The following is a 25,208-nucleotide window of genomic DNA, read 5'->3' on the forward strand; positions in this document are numbered from 1 at the left end:
ATCGGGAGGGGACGAGGATGCGCTTTCTCACGTGTATGGCCGCGGCCGGTCTGTTTGCGCTGGCACCGGCGGCGATGGCGCAGGGAACCGCGCCATCGGTTCCGCCCCCGCCGCCCGGGCCGCCCGCCGGCACGACCGATTCGATGATGCTGGATCGCGACCGCATGTTCGGGCAGTTGCGCAGCGACGTGGCGCGCGCCGGGCCGACCAACTCGCTGCGCCCCGTGCCGGTGGTGCCCGCCGATCTGGCGGTCGGTGCCGCCGTCCGCGACCGCAAAGGCGTGATGGTCGGCACGCTCGAACGCGTGGCCGACGACTATGCGGTGCTGGTCGGCGCGGACGGCAAGGTGGCGGTGGACTTCACCTCCTTTGCCAAGAACCGCAACGGCCTGCTCATCAACCTGCCCAAGTCGAAGATCGATGCCATGATGTCGGGGCCCAAGCCGAAGAACTGAGGCGCGGGCACCGGCTCCCCGGTCCGCCAACGTCCGCTTTGCACGGACGCCCGCACCCGCTACGGCTCGCGGTCATGAACGAGACCGTGTCCTTCGGGTACCAGGATGTCGCCCCGGCCGAGAAGACGCAGCGCGTGGGCGACGTGTTCCGGAACGTCGCCAGCCGCTACGACCTGATGAACGACGCCATGTCCGGGGGCATGCACCGGCTGTGGAAGGACCGCTTCGTTTCGCGGGTGAAGCCGCGGGCGGGCGAGCAGATCCTCGACATGGCGGGCGGCACCGGCGACATCGCCTTTCGCCTGGCGCGATCGGGCGCGTCGATCACCGTCGCCGACATCAATCCGGCGATGCTGGAGGTCGGCATGGACCGGGCGCAGCAACGCGGGCTCGACGGGCTGGTGTGGACCGAGGCCAATGCGGAAACCCTCTCCTTCCCCGACCGCTTCTTCGACGCCTACACCATCGCCTTTGGCATCCGGAACGTGACGGACATCCCGGCGGCGCTGCGCGAGGCGCACCGCGTGCTGCGGCGTGGCGGGCGCTTCTTCTGCCTGGAGTTCTCGACGGTGACCTGGCCGGGGTTCAAGGACGTGTACGACGCCTATTCGCACAGGCTGGTGCCAAAGCTCGGGAAGCTGCTCGCCGACGACGAGGACAGCTACCGCTATCTTATCGAGTCGATCCGTCGCTTTCCGAACATGCCCGCATTTCGCCAGATGATCGCCGACGCCGGCTTCGCGCAGACTAGAGTCGAGCCGATCATGGGCGGGCTGGTCGCGATCCACTCGGGCTGGAAGATCTGACGCCCAAGTGACCGCGCCGATCGTCCATCTCTGGCGCCTGCTGAAGTGGGGTCGCATCCTCGCGCGGCACGGGGCGCTGCGTGGCATCGAGCGCGACGCGAACACGCCGACGGCGGTCCGCCGTCTGGCGCGGCTCGCCCGCCTGGGTGCGCGGGTGCCCAAGGTACCGCGCTACGCCGACGCGTTCCAGGCGATCGGCCCCGCGGCGATCAAGCTCGGGCAGACGCTCGCGACCCGCGCCGACCTGATCGGCGAGGATGCCGCGCACGACCTGATGCGGCTTCAGGACGCGTTGCCGCCCGTCGGCTTCGACCGGATTCGCGCGACGATCGAGGGATCGCTCGGCCGCCCGCTCGACCAGGTCTATCGCGAGATCGAGGAGGTGCCGATCGGGGCCGCCTCGATCGCGCAGGTTCACCGCGCGGTGACGATCGACGGGCGTCGCGTTGCGGTGAAGGTGCTGCGCCCGGGCGTCGACCAGGACTTCGCGCGCGCGATCGACACGTACGAGTGGGCCGCGGCGCAGCTGGAGGCGCTCGGCGGCGAGGCGGCGCGGCTCCGCCCGCGCCTGGTCATCGCGAGCTTCAAGCGCTGGACCGCGCGCGAGCTCGACCTTCGGCGGGAGGGCGCGTCGGCGTCCGAGCTGGCCAGCGCAATGGAGGCGGAGGCCGGCTTCCATGTTCCCGCGATCGATTGGCAGCGCACGTCGGGCAAGGTGCTCACGCTCGAGTGGATAGACGGGATCAAGCTGTCCAATCGCGCCGCGCTGGTCGAGGCGGGCTACGACCTTCCCGCGCTCGCGCAGTTGCTGGTCCGCTCCTTCCTGCGCCAGGCGATCTCGGAAGGCTTCTTCCACGCCGACATGCACCAGGGCAATCTGTTTGCGCTGCCCGGCGCCCATGGTCAGGCCCGCATCGCCGCGATCGACTTCGGCATCATGGGGCGGATCGACCGCCGCGCGCGGGTGTGGTTGGCGGAGATCCTCTACGGCCTGATCACCGGCGACTACCGCAGGGTCGCCGAAATCCACTTCGAGGCGGGCTACGTCCCCCCGCACCATGACGTCGCCGAGTTCGCCACCGCCCTGCGCGCGGTCGGCGAGCCGATGCGCGGCCTGCCGGTCAAGGACATGTCGGTCGGCGCGATGCTCGACGGGCTGTTCACCATCACCCGCGACTTCGACATGCAGACGCAGCCCCACCTGCTGCTCCTCCAGAAGACGATGGTAGTGGTCGAGGGCGTGGCGACCCGGCTCGATCCCGACATCAACATGTGGGAGACGTCGGGCCCGTTCGTGCGCGAGTGGATCCGGACGGAGCTGGGGCCGGAGGCCTGGGCCGCCGATCGCATCGTCGCCGACCTGAAGACCTTTGCGCGCCTGCCCGAGCTGCTCCGCAACATCGAGGCGCGCTACCCCTCGCCCGGCGGCGAGCCCCCGCCCCCGCCGCTGCGCGAGATCGAGGTCGTGCGGGTCGGCGGGGGCTGGCGCTACGCGGCGGTCGCGGTGCTGAGCGCGGCGCTGAGCGTCGCTGCGACCGTGGCGCTGATCCGGTGACGGGCGGCGCGCAGCCGCTGTCGCCAGGCATGGCCGCACCGGTCAAGCCCGGGCTCTGGCTGGTCGCGCGGACCCGCTACGCGCTTCACCGCCGCGCCGCGCTCCTCGCGCTCGCCGTGCTTCTCGCGGTATCGCTCCTGGCGCTGCGGGCGCCCGCCCCGCCGCCGGCGACCGGCGCACCGGAGGCGCGCGCGGAGGAGCAGACCGACGTCGTCCTCTACCAGTCGATCGTGGAGCAGCTCCGCCACGGCGGGCTCTACTATCCGACGACCGCCACGCTGCTGCGCGCCGGCAACTATCCGCTGAAGCCGTTCGTCACCTTTCGCCTGCCGACTCTCGCGGTCGTCCAGTCGCTGCTGCCCGAGCCTGCGGTGGTCGCGCTCCTCTACCTGCTCGCCGCCGGCACCGCCTATGCCTGGTACCGCGCGCTCGCGCCCGCCTTCACCCGCGCGCCGCCGCGCGCGGTCGCGGTCCTGCTGCTGTTCGCCGGCCTTGCCGTGTTCGTCCAGGAGGAGCTGCGCTGGTTTCACGAGATCTGGGCCGGCCTCCTCATCGCGCTGTCGCTCGGCTGCTGGCGGCCGGGCCGCTGGGTGGAGGCGGTCGCGCTCGGCTGCGCCGCTGCGCTGATCCGCGAGATCGCGGTGCTGTACCTCGGCGTCATGCTGCTCGCCGCGCTCGCCGATCGCCGCTGGCGGGAGGCGATCGGGTGGGGCGTCGCGATCGCTGTGCTGGCGGCGGCGCTCGCCGCGCATGCCGCCGCGGTTGCCCGTGTCGTCCGCCTGCTCGATCCCGCCTCGCCGGGATGGCACGGCCTGCTCGGGCCCGGGTTCTTCGTGCGCATCATGACGATCTCGACCAGCCTGCGCCTGGCGCCGCCGGTGCTCGCGGCGCCGCTCGTCGCGCTCGCGCTGTGGGGCTGGGCGGCGTGGCGCTCGCCGCTCGCGCTCCGCGTCTGCGGGCTGTTCGCGGCCTTTGCGCTGCTGCTGTCGCTGTTCGGCCGCGTTGACACCTTCTACTGGGGGCTGCTGTGCGCGGGGCTGCTGCCGGTCGGGCTCGCCTTCGTGCCCGATGCGCTGCGCGAATGCCTGGCACGGCGCCGCCGCATCACGATACGGAGGATGGCGTGACTCGCGTGCTGCTGATCGTCGGGGGCGGGATCGCCGCCTACAAGGCGTGCGAGCTGATCCGGCTGTGCCGCCGGGTGGGGATGGCGGTCACCTGCGTGCTGACCGACGGCGGCGCGCACTTCGTGACCCCGATGACGCTCGCGGCCCTGAGCGAGAACCAGGTCTACACGACGCTGTGGGACCTGAAGGACGAGGCGGAGATGGGCCACATCCAGCTCAGCCGCCAGGCCGACCTGCTGGTCGTCGCGCCCGGTACCGCGGACCTCCTCGCCCGCATGGCGTCGGGGCACGCCGACGATCTCGCCACCACTCTGCTGCTCGCGACCGACAAGCCGGTGCTGGTCGCGCCCGCGATGAACGTCCGGATGTGGCAGCACGCAGCGACCAGGCGCAACGTCGCGCAGCTCCGCGCCGACGGGGTCACGGTGATGGAGCCGGACGAGGGCGCGATGGCGTGCGGCGAATGGGGGCCGGGCCGCCTGCCCGAGCCGACGGCGATCCTCGCCGCGATCCAAAACTTCGGACGGCAGCGCGGCGGCAGCCTGTCGGCTCGACACGTGCTGGTCACCGCCGGGCCGACCCATGAGCCGATTGATCCGGTCCGCTACATCGCCAACCGCTCGTCGGGGAAGCAGGGGTTCGCGATCGCCGCCGCGCTGGCGGAGCGCGGCGCGCGCGTGACGCTGGTCGCCGGCCCGGTCACGCTGCCGACCCCGCCCGGCGTGACCCGCGTCGACGTGACCACCGCGCGCGAGATGGCGGCGGCCTGCTGGGCGGCGCTTCCGGCCGATTGCGCCGTGATGGTCGCCGCGGTCGCCGACTGGCACGTCGCCCCCGCCGAGCAGAAGCTGAAGAAGGGCGCCGGCGCCCCGGCGCTCGATCTCCGGCCCAATCCCGACATCCTCGCCGAGCTGGCCGCGCGAGCCGATCGCCCCCGCCTGCTGATCGGCTTCGCCGCGGAAACCGAGCAGGTCGTCGCCCAAGCCGAGGCCAAGCGCGCGCGCAAGGGGGTCGACTGGATCGTCGCCAACGACGTCTCCGGCGATGTGATGGGGGGCGACAGCAACACCGTTCACCTCGTCCGCGCGGACGGCACCGAGCAGTGGGAGCGACTGGCCAAGGTAGAGGTGGCGCGTCGGCTGGCCGACCGGATCGCCGCCGTGCTGGCTTGATCGCGATCAGTACGGCCCCATATCGATCATGGTAGGCTGCGCGCCGGGCCGTCGCCCCGGGATAGCGTAACCGACGCATCCGTCGTAAACGACAGCTTGGGACCCTGCACCGGATTTGCCTGCGATCGCCATACAGTTGAAGCGCCTGCCGCACGGCGAGGGACTCCCGCTCCCGAGCTATGCGACCGTCGGGGCGGCCGGCATGGACGTGGTCGCCGCCGAGGCGCTGGAACTCGCGCCAGGTGCCCGCCACGCGGTCGCCACCGGCTTCGCACTCGCCATTCCGGACGGTTACGAGGTGCAGGTGCGGCCCCGCTCCGGCCTGGCGCTCCGCTACGGCATCACTTGTCTCAACACGCCCGGCACGATCGACAGCGACTATCGCGGCGAGGTGAAGGTGATCCTCGCCAATCTTTCCGACACGCCCTTTCCCATCGCGCGCGGCGACCGCATCGCCCAGCTCGTGCCCGCCCCCGTCCAGCGCGCGACGCTGGCTGAGGTCGACGTGCTGGACGACACGCCGCGCGGCGCGGGCGGGTTCGGATCGACCGGCCGGTGAGCTCGCTCGCCGCCCTGCTGCTGATCCAGGCGACGCCGCTCGCGCCGGTGCCGCCTCCCTCAGCGGTGGCACTCGATCTCGCGCGCATGCCGCCGCTGCCGTGGCGCACGCCGCCGCGCGTGCCCGGCGATGCCGCCTATTTCCTGGCGCGCGAGGTGGCGGCGGGGCGCTGCCCGCTGCTCCGCCCGCCGGTCGCGCTCGAGTTCGCGGTGCTGGTCCAGGACGGGGCCGTGCGGGCGGTCAAGCCGCTCGCGATCGACTGCGTCACCGTCGAGCAGTACGGGGCGGGCATCATTTCGACGCTCGCGCGCAAGAACCTGCGGCGCACCGCCGCCGGCTGGTACCGCGCCCGCCTGGTGGTGCCCGCCCCCCGATGAGCTTCGACGATGCGGAGCTTGAACGCTATGCCCGCCACATCGTGCTGCACGAGATCGGCGGTGCTGGCCAGGCGCGACTGAAGCAGGCGCGCGCCGTCGTGATCGGCACCGGCGGGATCGGCTCGCCCGTGGTCCAGTACCTCGCCGCGGCGGGCGTGGGCACGCTGGTGCTGGTCGACGACGACCGCGTCGACCTGTCCAACCTCCAGCGCCAGACGATCTTCGCAACCGCCGATGTGGGCGAGTCGAAAGTTGCTGCCGCCCACGCCGCCGCGCGCCGCCTCAATCCCTATGTTGAGGTCGAGGAGCACGCCGTCCGCCTGACCGCAGACAACGCCGCCGCGCTGCTGGCGGGGGCCGACGTGGTGGTCGACGGTTCCGACAATTTCGCGACCCGGCTCGCGGTCGCGGACGCGGCGCTCGCGCTCCACATACCCCTGGTGTCAGCCGCCGCGACGCAGTTCGAGGGGCAGCTCGCGGTCTATCGCGGATGGGAGGCGGACAAGCCCTGCTACCGCTGCTTCGTCGGGGCCGACCCCGATCGGGCGGAGGTGAGCTGCGCCGATGTCGGCGTGCTCGGCGCGCTGGTCGGGCTGGTCGGCAGTGCCGCCGCACTGGAGGCGATCCGCGCGATCGTGCCGTTCGGCGACGACCCCGCCGGCCGGTTGACGCTGCTCGACGCGCTCGCCGCGCGGTTCCGCACCATCACCCTTCCCAAGGATTCCGGGTGCCCGGCGTGCGCGGGCTGACGATCGTCGTCGCGAGCACGGATGCAGAGCGGTTCGGCTCGGCCTGCACGCTCGCAAGCGCTCATGCGGCGCTTGGCGGACGCACGCGGCTTTACCTGCACGATGCGGCCGTGCGGGTGCTGACGGCGGAACACCGGCTGCTCGCCACCGCGCAGGAGCTGGGGGTTGCGGTGATCGCCTGCCAGACCGGCCTTGCCGCGCAGGGAGTAGCGCTGCCGGCCGGAACGGAAGGCGGCGGCATGGTGTCGCTGCTCGCCGATCTGGGCGACGACCGGTTAATCGTCGTCTAAAGGCCGACCCCGCGGCACAGTTGCTGGAGCTTGCGGATGCGCGGATCGTCCGCGCCATGCTCCGCGATGAAACGCTTGCGCTGACCGCAGGCTGCGACCTGCTGCGCGGTAGGTTGACGCTTGCCGGTCCTGGCAGCGGCGGCCGCTCGACCGTGGCTCTCGACCATGTGCTTGAGCACCAGGCCTTGCCCGACCTGCACTGGGTCCAGCGCCGGGGAGAGCTCCTGCGCGATCGCGGCAGGCGACGCAGCAACCAGGCATGTTGCCGCTAACAGAGCGATTCTCGGCACGACGCGCTCTCAACTGACGCAGGGCCGCGCCCCGCTGACATAGCGCCCACTTTATCCGCAGTGCAGGGGAACGCCTAGCCGTCCTACCGCAACCCGCCTGTTCTCGGCCACGCGCAGCCGCATCGGTAAGGTCTGACCTCAGCTCTTCAGGCTGTCGATGAACGCGCCGACCGGTCCCTTCAGGTCGTCGCGCGCGAGCGCGAGCGCGATGTTCGCCTGGAGCCAGCCGACCTTGTTGCCGCAGTCGTGGCGATCGCCGGTGAAGGTGAAGCCGTGGAACGGCTGGCGCCCGATCAGCTGCGCCATCGCGTCGGTCAGCTGAATCTCGCCGCCCGCGCCCGCCTTGCCCTCGGCCAGGATGTTCATGACCTCGGGCTGGAGGATGTAGCGGCCCGGGATCATCAGGTTGGAAGGAGCGGTGCCGGCCGCCGGCTTCTCGATCATGCCCTTGACCTCGGTCAGCGGCCCGTCGCGGGTGCCCGGATCGATCACGCCGTACTGGTGCGTCTCGTCTTCGGGCACTTCCAGCGCGCCGACCAGGTTGCCCCCGACGCGGTTATACGCCTCGACCATCTGGCGCATGAAGCCGCCGACCATCAGCTCGTCGGGCAGCAGCACCGCGAACGGCTCGTCGCCGACGATGTCGCGCGCGCACCACACCGCGTGGCCCAGCCCCAGCGGCTCCTGCTGGCGGACGTAGACGGGGGAGCCCGGCTTCTGGCGGATGCTTTCCACCACCGCCAGCGACTTGCCACGCGCCTTCATCGTCGCCTCGAGCTCGTAGGAGACGTCGAAATGATCCTCCAGCGCCGCCTTGCCGCGACCGGTGACGAAGATGATCTGCTCGATCCCCGCCTCCAGCGCTTCCTCGACCGCGTACTGGATCAGCGGCTTATCGACGACGGTCAGCATCTCCTTCGGCATCGCCTTGGTGGCGGGCAGGAAACGGGTGCCGAGACCGGCAACGGGGAACACTGCCTTACGCACCGGCTTGATCGTCATCGCTTCGACTCCCCTTTTGTGCGGCGCGGCATAGCAACGCGGGCGGCGAGCGGCAATCAACCGGCGCCCGCTTAGTCCCGGTTTAACACGCAGCCGCTATGGCCGGCCGCATGACAGTAGCGCCCAAGAAGATCCTCGTCGTGTTCGGCACCCGGCCGGAGGCGATCAAGCTGTTCCCCGTCGTTCAGGCGCTCGCCGCCCGGCCGGAGCTGCAGGTGCGCACCTGCGTCACCGCGCAGCACCGCGGGTTGCTCGACCAGGTGCTCCAGATCGCGGAATTGACCCCCGACATCGACCTCGACCTGATGGAGCCCGGCCAGTCGCTCGATCGCCTCACCGCGCGGCTGCTGACCGGGCTGGGCGAGGTGATGGACGCTGAAGCACCCGACCGGGTGATGGTGCAGGGCGACACCGCGACCGCGATGGTCGGCGCGCTCGCCGCCTATTACCGCAAGGTGCCGGTGAGCCACGTCGAGGCGGGCCTGCGCTCCGGCGACATCTGGCAGCCGTGGCCGGAGGAGGTGAACCGCCGCATCGTTGCACCGATCGCTGACCAGCATTTCGCCCCGACCCAGACCGCCGCCGACGCGCTGCTGCGCGAGAACATCGCCGCGGACACCGTCCACGTCACCGGCAACACCGTGATCGACGCGCTGCACTGGACGCGCGCGCGGATCGCGGCCGATCCGATGATCGCCGCCGGGCTCGACGGCCTGGCCGCGCGGTTCGCCGGCAAGCGGATCGTGCTCGTCACCACGCACCGGCGGGAGAACTTCGGCGACGGCATGGCCCAGATCGCCGCGGCGATCGGCCGGATCGCCGACCGGGATGACGTCGCGCTGATCTTCCCCGTCCACCCCAATCCCAACGTCGTGTCGGTCATGGACCGGGTGCTCGGGACTTGCGCCAACGTCGCCCGCATCGATCCGCTCGACTACCCCCACTTCATCCGCGCGCTGGAGCTCGCCCACCTCGTGCTGACCGATTCGGGCGGCGTGCAGGAGGAGGCGCCTGCACTCGGCAAGCCGGTGCTGGTCATGCGCGAGACGACCGAGCGGCCGGAGGGCGTCACCGCCGGCACCGCGAAGCTGGTCGGGCCGCACGCCGACCGCATCGTTTCCGAAATCTCAACCCTCCTGGACGATACCGCCGCCTACTCGGCCATGGCGCGCGCCCACAATCCGTTCGGCGACGGCAAGGCCTCGGCACGGATTGCAGGGGTGATCGCGAATGGATTCGGGAACTGAGCTCAAGGTCGCGGTCCTCGGCCTGGGCTACATCGGCCTGCCCACCGCCGCGGTGATCGCGCGCACGGGCGCGCAGGTGCTCGGCGTCGACGTGACCCCGTCGGTGGTCGATACCGTCAATTCCGGCCGCGTCCATATCGAAGAGGTCGACCTCGACGGCCTCGTCTCCGGCGTCGTCGCGCGCGGCACGCTGCGCGCCTCGCTGGCGATCGAGCCGGCCGACGTGTTCGTGATCGCCGTGCCGACGCCCTTTGACGAGGATCGCGCACCCAACATCGGCTATGTCCTGCGCGCCGCCACCACGATCGCGACCGTGTTGAAGCGCGGCGACCTGGTGATCCTCGAATCGACGTCGCCGGTCGGCACGACGGAGAAGGTCGCCGAGCTGCTCGCCCAGCTCCGCCCCGACCTCAAGGTGCCCGGGCACAGTGCGGAAGGCGCGGACATCGCGATCGCCTACTGCCCGGAACGCGTCCTGCCCGGCCGCATCCTGATCGAGTTGATCGACAACGACCGGGTGATCGGCGGCATCACGCCGCGCTGCGCGCGCAAGGCGCTGGGCTTCTACCGCCGCTTCGTCCGTGGCGCCTGCGTCACCACCACGTCGCGGGCGGCGGAAATGACCAAGCTGGCCGAGAACGCCTACCGCGACGTCAACATCGCCTATGCCAACGAACTCTCGATGCTCGCCGGGACCATGGGCGTCGATGTGTGGGAGGTGATCCGCCTCGCCAACCGCCACCCGCGCGTCAACATTCTTCAGCCCGGCCCCGGCGTCGGCGGCCACTGCATCGCGGTCGATCCCTGGTTCCTGGTCGCCGCGGCGCCGGAACGTGCGCGCCTGATCCGCACCGCACGCGAAGTGAACGACAGCAAGGTCGACTTCGTGATCGCCGGCGCGGCCGAGTTGATCGAGCGAACGCCCGGCCGCGTCGCGCTGCTGGGCCTCGCCTTCAAGGCGAACATCGACGATTTCCGCGAGAGCCCGGCGGTAAAGGTCGCCGCCGCGCTCGCGCATCGCTTCGGCAACCGCGTCGACGTCGTGGAACCTTACGCCAGCGTGCTGCCTTCCGCCTTCGATGGCACCGCCGCCGCGCTGGTCGACGTCGACACCGCGCTGGAGCAGTGCGCCACCTTCGTCATCCTGGTCGACCATGACCTGTTCCGCTCGATCCCGGCGCAGGAGCGCGCCGGCAAGCACGTCTACGACGCCCGCGGCATCTGGCCCGACCAGCCCGCGCCTGCCCCGGTCGCGCCGCGACTGGTGGCGTGAGACAACGGACCGCCGCCAGTTGGCATCACCCCGCGCCGACCATTGACCTCTCCGGTCGCCGTGGCGATGATCGTCCATGCGAAGACTGGCACACGCCCTTGCCGTAAGCATGATCCTGGCGTCGTCAGCGGCGGTCGCCTGCAGCTGCCCACGCCCCGAGGAACTCAGCGAGCGCGCATTGCGCTGGTACATGAAGGACTTGTCGCGGATCGTGCGCGGCCGGGTCGTCGGAATCGAATACCCGCTCACCTGCCGGATCGCGCCGCTACGCTGGATCTGGTCGTTGACCGAGTACAGGCTGCCGGTGACTTATACCGTCGCGGTCACCCGGACCCTATGGGGGCCGCCGGTCAGGACGACCCGGATCGTACAGCATCAGACCGCTGAGTTGGACGGATGCCGCCCGCTCGGCGCGCCCGCTTGCGAAGCGGCGATCCCGACGGGCGAGACGCTCTGGGTGATCAGGCGACTGCCGAATGGAGAGCAGCGTTACACCGGCGGCTGCGGGGCCGCCTACGCTCCATACATCCTCCGCATCGCCCGACAATCCGGAAAGTAGCGCCACGCCCGCACGGACCCGAACCGAGACCGGCATCTGCCGTAGCAGCCACCGACGGTCGCGCGGCTCACCTCAGTGGCAGATACAGGTCCGCGATCGCCTCATGCTCCGGCACGTCCGGGAAGAAGGCGATGCGCTCGCAGTAGAGCGGAAAGTCGCGGGCCTGCTCGCCGCTGGCGGGCAGCCAGTCGCGGTAGAGGTAGAGCGCGGCAGGCTCCAGGTCGTCGGTGCGGCCGGTGACACGCAGCACTGCGCAGCGTCCACCCGGGATGATCCCCGTCTCGATCCGCTCGCCATGCGCGTCGACCGGCCGGTCGGTCCCGACGCACAGGTCGAGCCGGTACTCGGCCGCGGGCGTCGTGCGTGGGTCGGAGTGGAAGACATTGAAGGTCGGACTGTTGCGGGGTGACAGTCCCACCGCTTTCCGCCAGGCGATGAACCGGCGGATCGTCGCGCCGATCGTCGCCGGATCGCCGCGATGCTCCATGATCGCGACAGCGGTCGGTGCCACCTCGCGGATCGTCACGTCGTTGGGGCTGTAACTCGTCTGCATCAGCTTGCTCCTCGCATTGTCGAGTGGCCCGAAGGCCGCAAGCCACGGCTCCCCATCGGGAGCTTTCCTGAACGATGACGGCGTCTGCCCGACCCGGTGCCGAAAGGCGCGGGCAAAGGCTTCCGGCGCATCGTAGCCGGCATCCATCGCGATGTCCGTCACGCGCTGGTCGTCGCGAAACGCCAGCTCAAAGGCGGCCCGCTTGAGCCGGGCGAGCTGGATATAGCGATGCACGGACAAGCCAAAGGTCGCCGTGAACTGCCGGTGGAAGTGGAATTTGGAGAACGCCGCTACGCCGCTCAGCTCGTCCAGCGACAGACTGCGGTCGAGATGCCGATCGATATGATCCAGCACCCGCCGCATCCGCGCCTGATAGTTGTGAAGCGTCGCAGACACCGTTCCCGTCCTCCGTGGCATCGCCAGCTAGGCGCTCCACGCAGTCGCACGCTCGACCGATCTTGCGGTTTACACGGTCACGACGCGACAATGCGACCGCTTCGGGCGGCGATCACCTACACCCTCACGCTGCACTCGCTCCGGTGTCCACCGGACGGCAGCCGCTCCGCTGTAGGCTCGGGTCTTCGTACGCGGCCCTGCGGACGCCGGAACATGTCCGGGATAACTGAATGCGCTGAGGCTGAACCCGCCTCAGCGGCCCGGTGGCGGTCCGCCCGGGATCGCGCCCGGCGCGGGCGCACCCGGCGCACCGCCCGGCATCGCCCCGCCCATCTGCTGCTGCATCTGCATCTGGCGGATCACCGCCTCCGGCAGATAGTCGAGCAGCTGGACGTCGAACGCGAGCACCTGGGTCGCGAGCTCGGCGGCCTTGCCCTCAAGCGGCGGGGCACCCGCCGGGCGCGGCCCGCCATAGCCGAGCGACGGCTTGATCCAGACGCGATACTTGGCGCCCTTGGGCATCAGCTTCAGCGCTTCGGAAAAGCCCGGGACGACGCCCGCGACCGGCATCGGCACCGGCTGCTGGCTCTGGTCGAACACCGATCCGTCCGGCAGCTTGCCGACATAGGTGATCAGCGCGACGTCGGTATCGGTCGGCGGCGCGCCCTGCCCCTTCTCCAGCACCTGGTACTGGAGGCCGGAGGCGGTCGTCACCACGCCTGCCTGCTTCGCATTGCGGGCAAGGAAGGCGGCGCTGGGATCGACCGGGCCCTGCATCGCGAGCGCGACCGCGGCGACCGCGGCCAACACCAGCCCGATCACCAGATAGACCAGGTAGCGGCGCTTGACGGGGGCGATCGGGACGGCAGTGACCGACATGGCGGCTCCGGGATGCGACGGCGCCGTCGCGGGCGACCGCTGAGGTAGGTCAGGCAGTGGCCGCGCCGCCCGGGTGAGCGGCGCGGAGGCGGCGCTTACTTGGCGCCGTCGCGCTCCATGCGCTTGCGCTCCAGCTTGCGGGCGCGGCGCACGGCGGCGGCGCGCTCACGCGCGCGCTTCTCGCTCGGCTTCTCGTAGTGGCGGCGCAGCTTCATCTCGCGATACACGCCCTCGCGCTGCAGCTTCTTCTTGAGCGCGCGCAGCGCTTGGTCGACGTTGTTGTCGCGAACGATGATCTGCATAAAAAACGTAAGCTCCGAAGCGAATAGAATGCGGTGCCGCGAACACGTCCGCAGCCGACATAGCGCCGGGCCCCTACCAGCGGTGACCGCGAAGTTCAAGGCGTATCGGCGGCGGGCGTCAACGGATAGGAGAGTTTTGCACCGTAGAGGCCTTCCCATGCAAGCGAACGATCCGATCCTCGTCACCGGTGCCGCGGGCTTCGTCGGCCATGCGGTGGTGCACCGGCTGCTCGACCGTGGCGAGGCGGTGATCGGTGTGGATATCGTCAACGATTATTACGATCCGTCGCTGAAGGAAGCGCGGCTCGCGACGCTGCGGGCACGCGAGGGTTTCCGGTTCGAGCGCATGGACATCGCGGACGAGGCGGCGCTGGCGACGCTGGTGCGCGCGAACGGCGTGGCGCGGATCGTCCACCTGGCTGCGCAGGCAGGCGTGCGCTACTCGATCGAGCACCCCTTCGCCTACGCCCGCGCGAACCTCCACGGCCACCTCTCGGTGCTGGAGGCGGCGCGGCACGCCCCCGGCTTCCGCCACCTGGTCTATGCCTCGTCCAGCTCGGTCTACGGAGAGCGGCCGCTCGCCCCCGGCGGCTTCCGCGAAGATGACGCGGCGGTCGCGCCCGTCTCGCTCTACGCCGCCACCAAGCGCTCGGGCGAGCTGATGAGCGCCTCCTACACCCACCTCTACGCGCTGCCGCAGACGGGATTGCGCTTCTTCACCGTCTACGGCCCCTGGGGCCGCCCCGACATGGCCTATTTCTCGTTCACCCGGCGGATCCTGGCGGGCGAGCCGATCGAGGTGTTCGGGGAGGGGCGCATGGCGCGCGACTTCACCTACATCGACGACATCGTCGACGGCATCGTCGGCGCGCTCGACCGACCGCCCGAGTCGGACCAGCACCGCATCCTCAACATCGGCGACCACCATCCGATCGGGCTGATGGACATGATCGGGACGCTAGAGCGTGCGCTCGGCGTCGAAGCGCGGAAGGTGATGCGGCCGATGCAGCCGGGGGACGTCTCGGCGACCTTTGCCGACGTGTCGGCACTTCACGCGCTGACCGGCTACGAACCCAAGGTCAGGCTGACGGATGGGCTGACGCGGTTCGTCCGCTGGTACCGGGACTATCATCGCGTCTGAGCGCGCCGGGCGATCAGGGGACGCAGCCGAACGCCGAAACAGATGACCGTCGGCCAGAACATGGTGTGCACCACGTCGTTGATCGTGTCGGGCCACCGCCACGAACCGTAGATGATCCGGTCCATGACCTCGTTGGCCAGTTCGGCGGCCAGCACCACCAGCCAGGGAATGAAGCTGCCGAGCGACCGACCGCTGATGATCCGCACGATCATGAGCACCGCCAGGCCGGCATGGATGTGGAGCACCGTGTCGGGAAGGCCGGTTCCTTCCCCAATCCACGTCACGAAGCGCTGGTAGAGGCTGGCCATCCCGAGCGCCGTAAAGCCGCAGCGCCCGCATCGCTAGGGGTCGCGCCAAGCAACTGAGGGTCGCCGGACGCTACGCCTTGGATGCGGACTGCTTATGGGGCTAGCCGCCCGTGGTCGGCTGAACTCGTCTGAAAGGACGGGACGCTGGGCAACCACACGTCGCCTCCCGCTCCTGGGAAGGGCGACGTCCCCGCCACACGTTGGAGGCTAGTCACCGGACTGAAGCTTGCGCTCCGCGTCCTCGTCATACCCCGAAGACGGAGCCGGCTCATGATTGTGGACCGGTTGGGTCGTGGCGGGCGGATCGCTCGCGTCCATGGACTCGTCCAACGCCCGGTCGAGCCGCGCCTCCTTGCTCTGCGGGTTGCGCTCCAGCCGCTCGGCGATCGATTCGTCGGTGCCGGCGTCGGCGCGGGTGGGCGGGCTGCTGTCCGGGTTGTCGGGCGCGACGGTCATGGTCGTGTCGACGTTCTGCTCGATCTCGTTCATCACGGCCCTCCTTGGACCTCTCCGACATGTTCCGACACAAACGAGCACGTCCACCGCGGGGTTCCGGCCCCGGCGCAAAAGGAAGGGCCCGGCGGTCGCCCGCCGAGCCCTCAATTGAGTCAAATGGTAGTGAAGTAGATTACTCGCGGTTGCCGAGGAAAGACAGCAGGAACTGGAACATGTTAACGAAGTCGAGATAGAGCGACAGCGCGCCCATGATCACGGCCTTGCCCATCATGTCCGTGCCTGCGACCTGGGCATAAGTGTTCTTGATCATCTGCGTGTCGTAGGCGGTCAGGCCCGCGAACAGCAGTACGCCAATGGCGCTGATCGCGAGGTTGAGGCCCGGCGACTGGAACCAAAGGTTCAGCAGCGACGCGACCAGGATGCCGACCACGCCCATGATCAGGAAGGTGCCGAAACCCGACAGGTCCTTCTTGGTCGTGTAGCCCCACAGGCTCAGCGACAGGAATGCAACCGCGGTCGCGAAGAAGGTGATGGCGATCGACGGACCGGTGTAGACGAGGAAGATCGCCGACATCGACAAGCCCATCACGGCCGCGAACGCCCAGAAGATTGCCTGTGCGGCGCTGGTCGACAGCTTGTTAATGCCGAAGCTCAGCACCATCACGAAGCCGAGCGGCGCGAGCGCGATGACCCAGCGCAGCGGCGTCGTCATGACCTGCGCCGCGAGGCCGGAGTAGGCGAAGGCGAGCGCGACGATACCCGTCAGCAGCACGCCCGAGGCCATGTAGTTGTACACCGACAGCATGTAGGACCGCAGGCCCTCGTCATACGCCGCGGTGCGCATACCGGCGGACCGCGCAGCGAAGCCGCTCGTGCCCGCGCGGGGATCAGACCAGTTTGCCATTTCGAAAACAGCTCCTTTGCCCGGCACAATGCCGGATGGGTCGAATATCGTTGCTGGAACAGGCGCTTTCAAGCGAAACCGGGTGCGCGCTCCACCCAGCAACACTTGGAAACATCGCCCGTGCACCGCCTGTTCATCGGCCTTCGCCTGCCGCCGCCGATCCGCGAGCAGCTGCTCGACCTGTCGACCGGCGTGGCGGGCGCGCGCTGGCAGGACGAGGATCAGTTGCACGTCACGCTGCGCTTCATCGGCGAGGTCGATCGCCGGGTCGCGGAGGACGTCGCCGACGTACTCGCCACGGTCCGCGCGCCTGCCCTGACGCTAAGGCTGGACGGAGTCGGCCAGTTTGATTCGGGCGGGCGGGTGAATGCGCTTTGGGCGGGCATCGCGCCGCGCGAACCGATCACGGCGCTGCACCGCAAGATCGATGCGGCGCTGGTGCGGCTGGGCCTCGCGCCCGAGCGACGCGCCTATCTGCCCCACGTCACGGTCGCTCGACTGAACCGCAGCGCAGGACCGACCGCGCCGTGGTCAGCGCAACATGCCGGGCTGAGCAGCGCGCCCTTCGCCCTCGAGCATTTCACCTTGTTCGAGAGCCACTTGCTGGCCGGGAGCGCGCACTACGAGGCGATCATGCGCTACCTCCTGCACTGAGCGCCGCCCCACAAAACAAAAAGCCCTGGCGGTTGTCCGCCAGGGCTTGTCTGTTGAACCGAAAGCTCGGTTGCTCAGCCGTCCGCGCCGGTGTTGCCGTTGCCGCCGTTCCAATCGCCGGTTGCAACCCAATCCCAGAAGCCGCGAACGGGGCGCTGATTCTTGATCATAAACTGCTCCCCTGTGTTCACGACGCACCGCCGCAGGACGGCCCGTCACAGGAGCATGTACCAAGGTTGGATGATGTTTACAAGTTGTTAACCTTTAGGCGGCGACCGCCTGCTCCTGATTGACGATCAGCTTCGTCAACTCTTCGAGCTTCATCGGTTTGCCGATAAAGTAACCCTGGATCTTGTCGCACTCCAGATTGGTTAGCTCGGCAAGTATTTCGGGGGTCTCGACGCCCTCTGCGACAACGGTTCTCCCCAGCGAATGCGCCAGTTCGATGGTTGAATGGACCATCAGGCGGTCGCTCGCATTACGATCGAGTGCCGCGATGAAGCTCCGGTCGATCTTCACTTCCGTTGCCGGGATCCGCTTGAAGTATTCGAGGGTGGAAAAGCCGGTTCCGTAGTCATCTATGGACACGTTGATGCCGAGCGAGCCGATCTCCTCCAGCGTCCGGATCGACGCGCGGCCGCTGGTCAGGGCGGCCGATTCGGTCACCTCAAGGGTCAGCCGCTCTGGCGGCAATCGAGCATCGGCGAGTTGCTGCCGGACGAGGCTGACCAGCCCCGGCCGCTCGAGCAGCCGCGCCGAGATGTTGACCGCGACATCAAAGGTGATGCCGCGCGCCTGGAAAGCCGCGGCCGTCTTGATCGCATCGCCGAGCACGAAGGCGGTCAGCTTGTCGATGCGGTTGTGCTGCTCGGCAGCGAGCACGAATTCCATCGGGCTGACCGCACCCTTCTCCGGATGCGACCAGCGCACCAGCGCTTCCGCGCCGCACAGGCGACCGGTCCGGACGTCGAGCTGCGGCTGATAGGCGACCCACACCTCGCCGCTGTCGATCGCGGCGTCGAGCCGGCCGAGCAGCGACAATTTCCACTCCGCATCGGCGAGCTTCGCCGGGTCATAGGCCTTCCAGCGCAGCCCCTCGGCCGCAGCTTCTGATGCTGCGACCAGTGTCGCGCCGATCCGATTTGCCAGATTGCGATCGCGTATGGCATCGTAGCCGAACGTAACCGAGAGATCGATCGGACGACCGTCGATCAGCGCCGGGCTGCGAAACAGGGCGTGAAGCGCATCGAGCTGGTCCGGGCCCGCGCTCTCGGCCGTCGACCCCCACACGAAGATGCCTTCGTCGCCCTGGTAGATTCGGGCACCGTGACCGCCGAGTTCGAGCCGCGCTACGATCTGCTTGACCAGCGCATGCTCGCCCTCCTCCGGCAGCGACGAACTGATCTCCGCGAAGTTGTGAATGCGGGCGCCGACGAGCACCGGCTGATGAGGATCGCATTCGTCACGCAGCGCGTTGAGGTTGGGCAGGCCGGAGACGGCGTTGACGTTGCCGCGGAGCCTGGCAGACCGCCGATACTTCAGCCAGGCGCGGCTTGGAGCGACGATCAGCACCAATGTGAGGCAAGGCACGACATCCAGGAAGACCAGTCGGGCTTCGGCAAAGAACGGCAGGACGGTACTCGCACCAAGCGCTCCGGCCAGTGCCAGCCGGCTGAGCCAGGTCGGGCGGCACAGAACGTGCAGGCCGGCCAGCAGTGCGGTCAGCAGCAGCGGCCAGAACCAGCCAAGATCTACCGGCTTGCCGCTCAGCAGCGTTTCAGCCGCAAGGACGTTGACATAGCCGCCGTTGATCAGCCCGCGGCCTGGCAGAAAGTATACGTCGCCAAGATCGTGACTTGCTAGAGCTACAACTACATCCCTGCCGCGGAACGTCGACGCTGGAACTCTTCCGTTGATAACGTCGCTCGCGCTGACCGTCTTGATCTTTGCGAGGTCGATCGCATAGTCGATGGGGAAGGTTTCGCCCGCAGCTTTCGTGACGTTGGCCAGCTTCGCCGCCATCGTCTGCACCGGCTTTCCGTCAAACAGCGTTGCGTAGGGCATGTCACGGACGAGAGCCAACGACGAGTATTTGATCGCGACGCTGACAAGTCCCGCATTCTCACGAAATTCCGCTAGTGGAAGCTTGTTCCTGCCGCGTTCGACCGGGCCGTCCGGGAAGTAGCTGGCATCGAGCCACACGTTGCCCGCCTGCTTCAGAGCTTCGGCAAAACGACGATCCCCGGCGCGATCATGGCCGGGCGCGTGGAAGAAGATGTCGAAGAAGACTCGGTTCGCGCCGGCCGCGTTGACGCGGCGCAGCAGGTCAGCATGCCGCGCGCGGGACCATGGCCAGACTCCCAGCTTCTCGACGCTCGCCTGATCGATGCCGACGACCACGATCCTGCCCGACGGCGGATGCGTGCGCGCCATGTTGCGGAGCATGCGGAGGTGATCGTCGATCGGTTCGAAGAAGCCGATCGCCGCCAGCAGCACCGTCGCCAGCGTCGTCCATGCCAGCACCTTGGCGGCGCTGCGCCGCACGAGGTCGTCGGGCGCATCGCTGCCATCCCGGGAGAACAGCCGGTTCCCGGCGCGACGGAGGTTGGCGAGGCTCACCAGGCAAGCGCTACGCTTCCTTGGTTAACACTCCCTTTCCCCGGCTAAACCATCCCCTTCCCCCATCGGCCCGCCCTTGCTATTCGCGCCCGCACAAATCCGTGTTTTCATCAGCTTCGCCGGCGCCCGCGGGAACCCTGCCCCGATCTGCGTGTCGTGCGACAGGGAAGGACCCCCGCTTTGACCGCCATTGGCCAGGACACGCTCGCCACCCGCTCGACCCTCACCGCGGCGGGCAAGTCGTTCGACTACTTCTCGCTGGCGAAGGCGGCAGAGAAGCTGGGCGACGTCAGCCGCCTGCCCTTCTCCATGAAGGTATTGCTGGAGAACATGCTCCGCTTCGAGGACGGCAAGACCGTGACGGTCGCCGACGTGCAGGCGATCATCGACTGGCAGCAGGACGCGCGCTCCGACCGCGAGATCCAGTATCGCCCCGCACGCGTGCTGATGCAGGATTTCACCGGCGTGCCCTGCGTCGTCGACCTGGCGGCGATGCGCGACGCCATCACCAAGCTTGGCGGCGATCCCGCCAAGATCAACCCGCAGGTTCCCGTCCACCTGGTCATCGACCACAGCGTGATGGTCGACGAGTTCGGCACGCCCCAGGCCGCGGAGGCGAACGTCGACCTCGAGTACCAGCGCAACATGGAGCGCTACGAGTTCCTGAAGTGGGGATCCAAGGCGCTCGACAACTTCTCGGTCGTGCCGCCGGGCACCGGCATCTGCCACCAGGTCAACCTGGAGTATATCGGCCGCGGCGTGTGGTCGTCGGAGGCGAGCGGTGAGCACGCGACCGGCACCACCATCGCCTACCCGGACACGTTGGTCGGCACTGACAGCCACACCACCATGATCAATGGTCTCGGCGTGCTCGGCTGGGGCGTTGGCGGGATTGAGGCGGAGGCGGCGATGCTCGGCCAGCCCGTCTCCATGCTGATCCCGGAGGTCGTCGGCTTCAAGCTGACCGGTGCGCTGAAGGAAGGCATCACCGCCACCGACCTGGTGCTGACCGTCACCCAGATGCTGCGCGCCAAGGGCGTGGTCGGCCGGTTTGTCGAGTTCTACGGCCCCGGCCTCGCCGCGATGACGCTCGCCGACCGCGCGACCATCGCCAACATGGCGCCAGAGTATGGCGCGACCTGCGGCTTCTTCCCGATCGACGACCGCACGCTCGATTATCTCCGCCTCTCCGGCCGCCCGGACGACGAGATCGCGCTGGTCGAGGCGTACTGCCGTGCCCAGGGCATGTGGCGCGAGGACGGCCTGCCCGACCCGATCTTCACCGATACGCTCGAGCTCGACATGGGCGAGGTGACCGCGAGCCTTGCCGGGCCGAAGCGCCCGCAGGATCGCGTCTCGCTCTCCAAGGTCGATGAGGTCTTCAACGGCGACCTGTTCAAGGTCTACAAGAAGGAAGAGGTGCAGCGCGTGCCGGTCGCCGAGCGTGGCCACGACATCGGTGACGGCGACGTCGTCATCGCCGCGATCACCAGCTGCACCAACACCTCCAACCCCAGCGTGCTGATCGCCGCCGGCCTCGTCGCCCGCAAGGCGCGCGAGAAGGGGCTGAAGCCGAAGCCTTGGGTCAAGACGAGCCTCGCGCCGGGCTCGCAGGTCGTCACCGACTATCTCAACAAGTCGGGGCTGACGCAGGATCTCGACGCGCTGGGCTTCAACCTCGTCGGCTACGGCTGCACCACCTGCATCGGCAACTCGGGGCCCCTGCCCGGCCCGATCAGTGAGGCGATCAACGGCAACGACATCGTCGCCGCCTCTGTCCTGTCGGGCAACCGCAACTTCGAGGGCCGCGTTTCGCCGGACGTCCGCGCGAACTTCCTCGCCTCGCCGCCGCTGGTCGTCGCCTATGCGCTGAAGGGCACGGTGACGGAGGACATGGTGGAGACGCCGATCGGCCAGGGTTCGGACGGTTCGGACGTCTACCTCAAGGACATCTGGCCGTCGAACGACGAGGTCCGCGCCATGATGGACGCCAACATCGACTCCGACATGTTCGAGGCGCGCTACGGCAACGTCTACCAGGGCGACCGCCACTGGCAGGGCATCCAGGTCGAGGGCTCGGACACCTACAGCTGGCCGGCTGCGTCGACCTACATCGCCAATCCGCCATATTTCGAGGGCATGTCGATGGAGCCGGCCGCGGTTTCCGACATCGTGGACGCGCGCCCGCTCGCGATCCTGGGCGATTCCATCACCACCGACCACATCTCGCCCGCTGGCTCGATCAAGGCGGACAGCCCGGCCGGCACCTGGCTGACCGAGCGGCAGGTGACCCGCGCCGACTTCAACAGCTACGGCGCGCGTCGCGGCAACGACAACGTCATGGTCCGCGGCACCTTTGCCAACATCCGCATCAAGAACGAGATGGTGCCGGGCGTCGAGGGCGGCATGTCGAAGTACGGTGACGAGGTCCTGCCGATCTACGACGTCGCCATGCGCTACAAGGCCGACGGCGTGCCGCTGGTCGTGGTCGCGGGCAAGGAGTATGGCACCGGATCGTCGCGCGACTGGGCGGCGAAGGGCACCAACCTGCTCGGCGTCCGTGCGGTCATCGCCGAGAGCTTCGAGCGCATCCATCGCTCCAACCTGGTCGGCATGGGCGTCGTTCCGCTCCAGTTCGCCGATGGAGTCTCGCGCGAGACGCTCCGCCTCGACGGGACCGAGCGCTTCACGATCACCGGCGTCGCGCAGTTGCGCCCGCGCCAGGACGTGGAGGTGACGCTCACCCGCGCGGACGGCACGACCGAGACGTTCGCGACCCGCTGCCGGATCGATACGGTGAACGAGCTCGACTACTTCCTGAACGGCGGCATCCTCCAGTACGTGCTGCGCAAGCTGGCGGCGTGAACCGGCGCGGCGCGATCGCGGGCGCGCTGGGACTCGCGCTCACCGGGCGCGCGGCCGGCGCGGTCACGCCCGACGGTGCCTACGGGCTCGTCGGGCGGATCACCGCCAAGCCGGGGCAGCGCGCGGCGCTCGGGCAGCTGCTGCTGGGCGGGAGCGCAGACATGCCGGGCTGCCTGGCGTATCTGGTGGCCGAGGATGCAAACAACGCGAACCTGCTCTGGGTGACGGAAGCGTGGGAGAGCAAGGCCGCGCACGAGGCGTCGCTCCAGCTGCCGGCCGTGCGGGACGCGATCCGCCAGGCCGTGCCGATCGTCGCCGCGTTCGAGACCGTGGCAACCACCCGCCCGCTCAGGAGCCGCCGCCCATGATCCGCCGTCTTTCGACGATCGCGCTGCTCAGCGCAGCGACTGCGGCAGGTGCCGCGCCCGCACCGGTCACCGGACGCTGGATCACGCAGGGTGGGCAGGCCGTGGTGGAGGTCGCCCCCTGCGGTCAGCAGCTGTGCGGCCGTATCGTGCGCATCCTAAAGCCGCGTGCGGGCGGCCCGGCGGTCGACGCCAACAATCCGGACAAGAGCCTTCGTACCCGCCCGATCCAGGGCCTAGCGATCCTGACCGGCTTCACCGCGGACGGCGATTACTGGCGCGGCCGCATCTATGATCCGGAGAGTGGACGCACCTACCGCTCCGAACTCCGCGGCGCGGGCGGGACGCTCAAGGTCAAGGGCTGCTTCGGCCCGTTCTGCCGCACCCAGACATGGGCACGCGCGGGCTGAAGTCGACCGTCATGCCAGCGCAGGCTGGTATCCATGTCCGGTGCCGAGTGGCGGCAAGTCGGGTGCCGTCGAGCCGGAGGTGACAACAGCCCTTGCCGCGGTAAGGGAGTGCCGGGAACAGCCGGTCAGACGTCGATCGGTCGCATCGGCCAGGTGACGGGCCGCCAGCGCCCGCCGTCGTCCTCCTCCAGCACCGTCAGTCCGGGCTGCCCGACCAGGCCGCCGCCGCGCACTTGCGCCACCGCTCGCGCGACATCCTCGCGGCCGCTCTGCCAGCGGTGCGCGGCACTCGCGCCCGAGAAGTCGAAGGCCTTGCCGCTCACCTCCCGCTCCTGCGCGCGGTAGGCAATGTGGAGCACGGTGACGGCTGGCGCGTCCGGCCCTTGCGCGGCGTAGAGCGCCTGCCAGGCGGCGAGCGCGCGGCGGCTCTGTGTCGCGAACATCAGGTCCTGCATGCGCGACACCGTCTCGCCGAGCGTTGCAGGCGGCGGCGCGCGCAAGGGCAGCAGATCGATCGCGACGCACAGCAGCGGCGCGTCACCCGGCTCTGCCAGCACCACGTCGAGCGGCAGATTGGCGGAAATGCCCGCGTCGCCGAGCAGCCGCCCGTCGACCTCCACCGGCGGAAAGGCCGGTAACAACGCCGCGCTCGCCCGCACGTGCGCGTGCTCCAGTCGGCGACGTGCGCTGTCGAACACGACGTCCTCGCCGGTCGCCACGTCGACCGCGGTGATCGAGCAGCGGGGGTGCCCGTCGTTGAGCGTATCGACGTCGACCAGCGCCGCCAGGGTCGCAAGCATCGGAGTCGTGTCGTACAGGCTCGACGGCTCGGGATTGCCGAACGGGTTCCACCACGGTCCCCACATGCTGCGCGGCGTGAACAGGCCCGGCTGTCCGGCCGCGAGCGTCAGCGCCGCCGCGCCGGTGCGGCGCGACTGGTCGGCAGCGGGGTGGCTCTCGCTCGCGTCGTACGCTGGCCGCCACAGCCCCTCCAGCGCCGCCAGCCGTCGCTCGGGCGGGTTGCCGCACAGGATCGCGCCGTTGATCGCGCCCGCCGATGCGCCCACCACCCAGTCGGGCAGCCAGCCAGCCTCGTCCAGCGCCTGGTACGCGCCCGCCTGATAGGCGCCGAGCGCGTTGCCGCCGCTCAGCACCAGCGCGATCCGCGCCGACGGCGCCTGCTCGTCACTCGTCGCCATGGTCGCCTGTACGTGCAACGGTTGTTGATCGTTCCGGCGACGACGCCGCGCGCGCCGAGGCCCGTCAGTAATCGAACGCCATGCCGCGGCACGAGGCGGGACGCAGGCGATAGTCGGCGAAGATCGACGCCGGCTTGCCGACACGCTCCTCGGTGATGGTCCAGCGCCAGCCGGTGCCCTCGCGGCTGAACCGGTTGAGGTAGATCGCGTCCGGAAAGCGATAGCGCTGCACGAAGCCGCTTTCCTCCAGCGTACCAAGCCCCAGCGACGGTTCGTACAGGCCGCCGAAGGTGTCGGAGAAGACCGAGCCGATCGCGCGCGGCTGCTGGACGGCGCCATAGGTGATCGCCGCCTCGTAGGGTTTCGCCCCCGTCGCGCGCAGGTGCAGGGTGAAATAGCGGCGGCCAAGGTGCCACTCGCCCCGTGCGATCGACGGCGATGCCTCGCCCTGCACCTGGCCGCTCACTCGCCAGCATCCGTGCAGGCCGCCCACGACCGCCAGGCCCGGCGGGACGGTGTAGGCCGGCGTCGCCAGCAACAGCACGAACGACAGCATCACCGTCCCCTCCGCACGACCCTGGAGCGCGATTATGCCGCTAGTTCTGGATCGGTCCAGATCGGGTCCACGTCGGCCGTCCGCGCGCTTAAGCCGCCCTTTACCGCCCCGCGCTATGCCGCTGCCCCTGACTGGGACGG

The 25,208-nt window shown here is 69.1% G+C and carries 28 protein-coding genes; 17 read left to right on the forward strand and 11 right to left on the reverse strand.

Features of this window, described 5'->3' with window-relative positions; translation table 11 throughout:
- Positions 1 to 35 precede the first annotated feature (35 nt).
- From CRO12_RS02345 to CRO12_RS02385, 9 genes are all read left to right on the forward strand, one after another.
- Positions 36 to 455, forward strand: coding sequence for a hypothetical protein (locus CRO12_RS02345; RefSeq protein WP_097062400.1), 420 nt, complete (start codon positions 36 to 38; stop codon positions 453 to 455).
- Positions 456 to 529: 74 nt separating this feature from the next.
- Positions 530 to 1,261, forward strand: a complete 732-nt coding sequence (locus CRO12_RS02350; protein WP_097062401.1) for a class I SAM-dependent methyltransferase — start codon at positions 530 to 532, stop codon at positions 1,259 to 1,261.
- A 7-nt stretch (positions 1,262 to 1,268) separates the two neighbouring features.
- Entirely contained in the window at positions 1,269 to 2,816 is a 1,548-nt protein-coding gene (gene ubiB / locus CRO12_RS02355) for a 2-polyprenylphenol 6-hydroxylase (protein WP_097062402.1), read from the forward strand.
- Entirely contained in the window at positions 2,813 to 3,943 is a 1,131-nt protein-coding gene (locus tag CRO12_RS02360) for a hypothetical protein (protein ID WP_245858123.1), read from the forward strand. The genes ubiB and CRO12_RS02360 overlap by 4 nt, the downstream gene beginning before the upstream one ends.
- Positions 3,940 to 5,115, forward strand: coding sequence for a bifunctional phosphopantothenoylcysteine decarboxylase/phosphopantothenate--cysteine ligase CoaBC (gene coaBC / locus CRO12_RS02365; protein WP_097063294.1), 1,176 nt, complete (start codon positions 3,940 to 3,942; stop codon positions 5,113 to 5,115). The genes CRO12_RS02360 and coaBC overlap by 4 nt, the downstream gene beginning before the upstream one ends.
- A 115-nt stretch (positions 5,116 to 5,230) precedes the next feature.
- On the forward strand, positions 5,231 to 5,674 hold the full coding sequence (gene dut, locus CRO12_RS02370; protein ID WP_097062403.1) for a dUTP diphosphatase: 444 nt from the start codon (positions 5,231 to 5,233) through the stop codon (positions 5,672 to 5,674).
- Positions 5,671 to 6,051, forward strand: a complete 381-nt coding sequence (locus CRO12_RS02375) for a hypothetical protein (protein ID WP_097062404.1) — start codon at positions 5,671 to 5,673, stop codon at positions 6,049 to 6,051. The genes dut and CRO12_RS02375 overlap by 4 nt, the downstream gene beginning before the upstream one ends.
- Positions 6,048 to 6,800 (forward strand): HesA/MoeB/ThiF family protein, encoded by a 753-nt coding sequence (locus tag CRO12_RS02380; protein ID WP_097062405.1) that lies wholly within the window; start codon positions 6,048 to 6,050, stop codon positions 6,798 to 6,800. The genes CRO12_RS02375 and CRO12_RS02380 overlap by 4 nt, the downstream gene beginning before the upstream one ends.
- Complete coding sequence (locus CRO12_RS02385; RefSeq protein WP_097062406.1) at positions 6,779 to 7,090, forward strand: peroxiredoxin; 312 nt, start codon at positions 6,779 to 6,781, stop codon at positions 7,088 to 7,090. Before CRO12_RS02380 ends, CRO12_RS02385 begins: the two co-directional genes overlap by 22 nt.
- Here CRO12_RS02385 and CRO12_RS02390 read toward each other — a convergent pair.
- Together CRO12_RS02390 and galU are read right to left on the reverse strand one after the other, a co-directional pair.
- Positions 7,087 to 7,380: a hypothetical protein gene (locus CRO12_RS02390; RefSeq protein ID WP_144033502.1), complete on the reverse strand. Its 294-nt coding sequence runs from the start codon at positions 7,378 to 7,380 to the stop codon at positions 7,087 to 7,089. The genes CRO12_RS02385 and CRO12_RS02390 overlap by 4 nt on opposite strands.
- Positions 7,381 to 7,518: 138 nt before the next feature.
- The gene (galU, locus tag CRO12_RS02395) at positions 7,519 to 8,382 is read right to left on the reverse strand and encodes a UTP--glucose-1-phosphate uridylyltransferase GalU (RefSeq protein WP_097062408.1); all 864 of its coding nucleotides are present in this window, start codon (positions 8,380 to 8,382) and stop codon (positions 7,519 to 7,521) included.
- Positions 8,383 to 8,492: 110 nt separating this feature from the next.
- On the opposite strand from galU, the gene wecB reads away from it, so the two are divergent.
- The 3 genes from wecB (at position 8,493) to CRO12_RS02410 (ending at position 11,461) form a co-directional block, all read left to right on the forward strand.
- Positions 8,493 to 9,629: a non-hydrolyzing UDP-N-acetylglucosamine 2-epimerase gene (gene wecB, locus CRO12_RS02400; RefSeq protein ID WP_097063295.1), complete on the forward strand. Its 1,137-nt coding sequence runs from the start codon at positions 8,493 to 8,495 to the stop codon at positions 9,627 to 9,629.
- A complete protein-coding gene (wecC, locus tag CRO12_RS02405; RefSeq protein ID WP_097062409.1) occupies positions 9,613 to 10,902 on the forward strand; it encodes a UDP-N-acetyl-D-mannosamine dehydrogenase in 1,290 nt (429 codons plus the stop codon). Before wecB ends, wecC begins: the two co-directional genes overlap by 17 nt.
- Before the next feature lie 190 nt (positions 10,903 to 11,092).
- Positions 11,093 to 11,461: a hypothetical protein gene (locus CRO12_RS02410; protein ID WP_144033503.1), complete on the forward strand. Its 369-nt coding sequence runs from the start codon at positions 11,093 to 11,095 to the stop codon at positions 11,459 to 11,461.
- Positions 11,462 to 11,528: 67 nt separating this feature from the next.
- Here CRO12_RS02410 and CRO12_RS02415 read toward each other — a convergent pair whose 3' ends face one another.
- The 3 genes from CRO12_RS02415 to rpsU all read right to left on the reverse strand — a co-directional run bounded on the left by CRO12_RS02415 (position 11,529) and on the right by rpsU (position 13,591).
- Complete coding sequence (locus CRO12_RS02415) at positions 11,529 to 12,410, reverse strand: AraC family transcriptional regulator (protein WP_097062411.1); 882 nt, start codon at positions 12,408 to 12,410, stop codon at positions 11,529 to 11,531.
- 252 nt (positions 12,411 to 12,662) lie between these two features.
- Positions 12,663 to 13,289, reverse strand: coding sequence for an FKBP-type peptidyl-prolyl cis-trans isomerase (locus CRO12_RS02420; RefSeq protein WP_097062412.1), 627 nt, complete (start codon positions 13,287 to 13,289; stop codon positions 12,663 to 12,665).
- 95 nt (positions 13,290 to 13,384) lie between these two features.
- On the reverse strand, positions 13,385 to 13,591 hold the full coding sequence (gene rpsU / locus CRO12_RS02425; protein WP_056428702.1) for a 30S ribosomal protein S21: 207 nt from the start codon (positions 13,589 to 13,591) through the stop codon (positions 13,385 to 13,387).
- A gap of 157 nt (positions 13,592 to 13,748) precedes the next feature.
- On the opposite strand from rpsU, the gene CRO12_RS02430 reads away from it, so the two are divergent.
- Entirely contained in the window at positions 13,749 to 14,732 is a 984-nt protein-coding gene (locus CRO12_RS02430) for an NAD-dependent epimerase/dehydratase family protein (RefSeq protein ID WP_097062413.1), read from the forward strand.
- On the opposite strand, the gene CRO12_RS02435 is transcribed toward CRO12_RS02430, so the two are convergent.
- The 3 genes from CRO12_RS02435 to CRO12_RS02445 all read right to left on the reverse strand — a co-directional run bounded on the left by CRO12_RS02435 (position 14,720) and on the right by CRO12_RS02445 (position 16,400).
- Positions 14,720 to 15,040 carry a hypothetical protein gene (locus tag CRO12_RS02435; RefSeq protein ID WP_097062414.1) on the reverse strand — a complete coding sequence of 107 codons (321 nt, stop codon included), beginning with the start codon at positions 15,038 to 15,040 and terminating at the stop codon, positions 14,720 to 14,722. The genes CRO12_RS02430 and CRO12_RS02435 overlap by 13 nt on opposite strands.
- A gap of 207 nt (positions 15,041 to 15,247) precedes the next feature.
- Positions 15,248 to 15,529 (reverse strand): hypothetical protein, encoded by a 282-nt coding sequence (locus CRO12_RS02440; RefSeq protein ID WP_097062415.1) that lies wholly within the window; start codon positions 15,527 to 15,529, stop codon positions 15,248 to 15,250.
- A gap of 139 nt (positions 15,530 to 15,668) precedes the next feature.
- Complete coding sequence (locus CRO12_RS02445; protein WP_097062416.1) at positions 15,669 to 16,400, reverse strand: Bax inhibitor-1/YccA family protein; 732 nt, start codon at positions 16,398 to 16,400, stop codon at positions 15,669 to 15,671.
- 120 nt (positions 16,401 to 16,520) lie between these two features.
- Here CRO12_RS02445 and thpR point away from each other — a divergent pair, with 120 nt between their 5' ends.
- Entirely contained in the window at positions 16,521 to 17,054 is a 534-nt protein-coding gene (gene thpR / locus CRO12_RS02450) for an RNA 2',3'-cyclic phosphodiesterase (RefSeq protein WP_097062417.1), read from the forward strand.
- A gap of 264 nt (positions 17,055 to 17,318) precedes the next feature.
- Here thpR and CRO12_RS02455 read toward each other — a convergent pair whose 3' ends face one another.
- Entirely contained in the window at positions 17,319 to 19,673 is a 2,355-nt protein-coding gene (locus CRO12_RS02455; RefSeq protein WP_097062418.1) for an EAL domain-containing protein, read from the reverse strand.
- A 180-nt stretch (positions 19,674 to 19,853) separates the two neighbouring features.
- On the opposite strand from CRO12_RS02455, the gene acnA reads away from it, so the two are divergent.
- The 3 genes from acnA to CRO12_RS02470 are packed head-to-tail and all read left to right on the forward strand — an operon-like array spanning position 19,854 to position 23,313.
- Entirely contained in the window at positions 19,854 to 22,538 is a 2,685-nt protein-coding gene (gene acnA / locus CRO12_RS02460; RefSeq protein WP_097062419.1) for an aconitate hydratase AcnA, read from the forward strand.
- Positions 22,535 to 22,906 (forward strand): putative quinol monooxygenase, encoded by a 372-nt coding sequence (locus tag CRO12_RS02465; RefSeq protein ID WP_097062420.1) that lies wholly within the window; start codon positions 22,535 to 22,537, stop codon positions 22,904 to 22,906. The genes acnA and CRO12_RS02465 overlap by 4 nt, the downstream gene beginning before the upstream one ends.
- Complete coding sequence (locus tag CRO12_RS02470; protein WP_097062421.1) at positions 22,903 to 23,313, forward strand: DUF2147 domain-containing protein; 411 nt, start codon at positions 22,903 to 22,905, stop codon at positions 23,311 to 23,313. The genes CRO12_RS02465 and CRO12_RS02470 overlap by 4 nt, the downstream gene beginning before the upstream one ends.
- A gap of 125 nt (positions 23,314 to 23,438) precedes the next feature.
- Here CRO12_RS02470 and CRO12_RS02475 read toward each other — a convergent pair whose 3' ends face one another.
- Positions 23,439 to 24,512 (reverse strand): patatin-like phospholipase family protein, encoded by a 1,074-nt coding sequence (locus tag CRO12_RS02475; protein ID WP_179640825.1) that lies wholly within the window; start codon positions 24,510 to 24,512, stop codon positions 23,439 to 23,441.
- A 64-nt stretch (positions 24,513 to 24,576) separates the two neighbouring features.
- Positions 24,577 to 25,071, reverse strand: coding sequence for a hypothetical protein (locus CRO12_RS17870; RefSeq protein WP_179640827.1), 495 nt, complete (start codon positions 25,069 to 25,071; stop codon positions 24,577 to 24,579).
- Positions 25,072 to 25,208 lie beyond the last annotated feature (137 nt).

The organism is Sphingomonas guangdongensis (assembly GCF_900199185.1).
Lineage (GTDB): Bacteria > Pseudomonadota > Alphaproteobacteria > Sphingomonadales > Sphingomonadaceae > Sphingomonas > Sphingomonas guangdongensis.

What these genes read in the sequence shown, in the direction of transcription:
- CRO12_RS02345 (WP_097062400.1), top strand. Translation starts at nt 36, where the DNA reads ATGGCCGCGGCCGGTCTGTTTGCGCTGGCACCGGCGGCGATGGCGCAG.
- CRO12_RS02350 (WP_097062401.1), top strand. Translation starts at nt 530, where the DNA reads ATGAACGAGACCGTGTCCTTCGGGTACCAGGATGTCGCCCCGGCCGAG.
- CRO12_RS02380 (WP_097062405.1), top strand. Translation starts at nt 6,048, where the DNA reads ATGAGCTTCGACGATGCGGAGCTTGAACGCTATGCCCGCCACATCGTG.
- galU (WP_097062408.1), bottom strand. Translation starts at nt 8,382, where the DNA reads ATGACGATCAAGCCGGTGCGTAAGGCAGTGTTCCCCGTTGCCGGTCTC.
- wecB (WP_097063295.1), top strand. Translation starts at nt 8,493, where the DNA reads ATGACAGTAGCGCCCAAGAAGATCCTCGTCGTGTTCGGCACCCGGCCG.
- wecC (WP_097062409.1), top strand. Translation starts at nt 9,613, where the DNA reads ATGGATTCGGGAACTGAGCTCAAGGTCGCGGTCCTCGGCCTGGGCTAC.
- CRO12_RS02410 (WP_144033503.1), top strand. Translation starts at nt 11,093, where the DNA reads ATGAAGGACTTGTCGCGGATCGTGCGCGGCCGGGTCGTCGGAATCGAA.
- CRO12_RS02420 (WP_097062412.1), bottom strand. Translation starts at nt 13,289, where the DNA reads ATGTCGGTCACTGCCGTCCCGATCGCCCCCGTCAAGCGCCGCTACCTG.
- rpsU (WP_056428702.1), bottom strand. Translation starts at nt 13,591, where the DNA reads ATGCAGATCATCGTTCGCGACAACAACGTCGACCAAGCGCTGCGCGCG.
- CRO12_RS02430 (WP_097062413.1), top strand. Translation starts at nt 13,749, where the DNA reads ATGCAAGCGAACGATCCGATCCTCGTCACCGGTGCCGCGGGCTTCGTC.
- CRO12_RS02435 (WP_097062414.1), bottom strand. Translation starts at nt 15,040, where the DNA reads ATGGCCAGCCTCTACCAGCGCTTCGTGACGTGGATTGGGGAAGGAACC.
- CRO12_RS02440 (WP_097062415.1), bottom strand. Translation starts at nt 15,529, where the DNA reads ATGAACGAGATCGAGCAGAACGTCGACACGACCATGACCGTCGCGCCC.
- CRO12_RS02445 (WP_097062416.1), bottom strand. Translation starts at nt 16,400, where the DNA reads ATGGCAAACTGGTCTGATCCCCGCGCGGGCACGAGCGGCTTCGCTGCG.
- CRO12_RS02470 (WP_097062421.1), top strand. Translation starts at nt 22,903, where the DNA reads ATGATCCGCCGTCTTTCGACGATCGCGCTGCTCAGCGCAGCGACTGCG.
- CRO12_RS02475 (WP_179640825.1), bottom strand. Translation starts at nt 24,512, where the DNA reads ATGGCGACGAGTGACGAGCAGGCGCCGTCGGCGCGGATCGCGCTGGTG.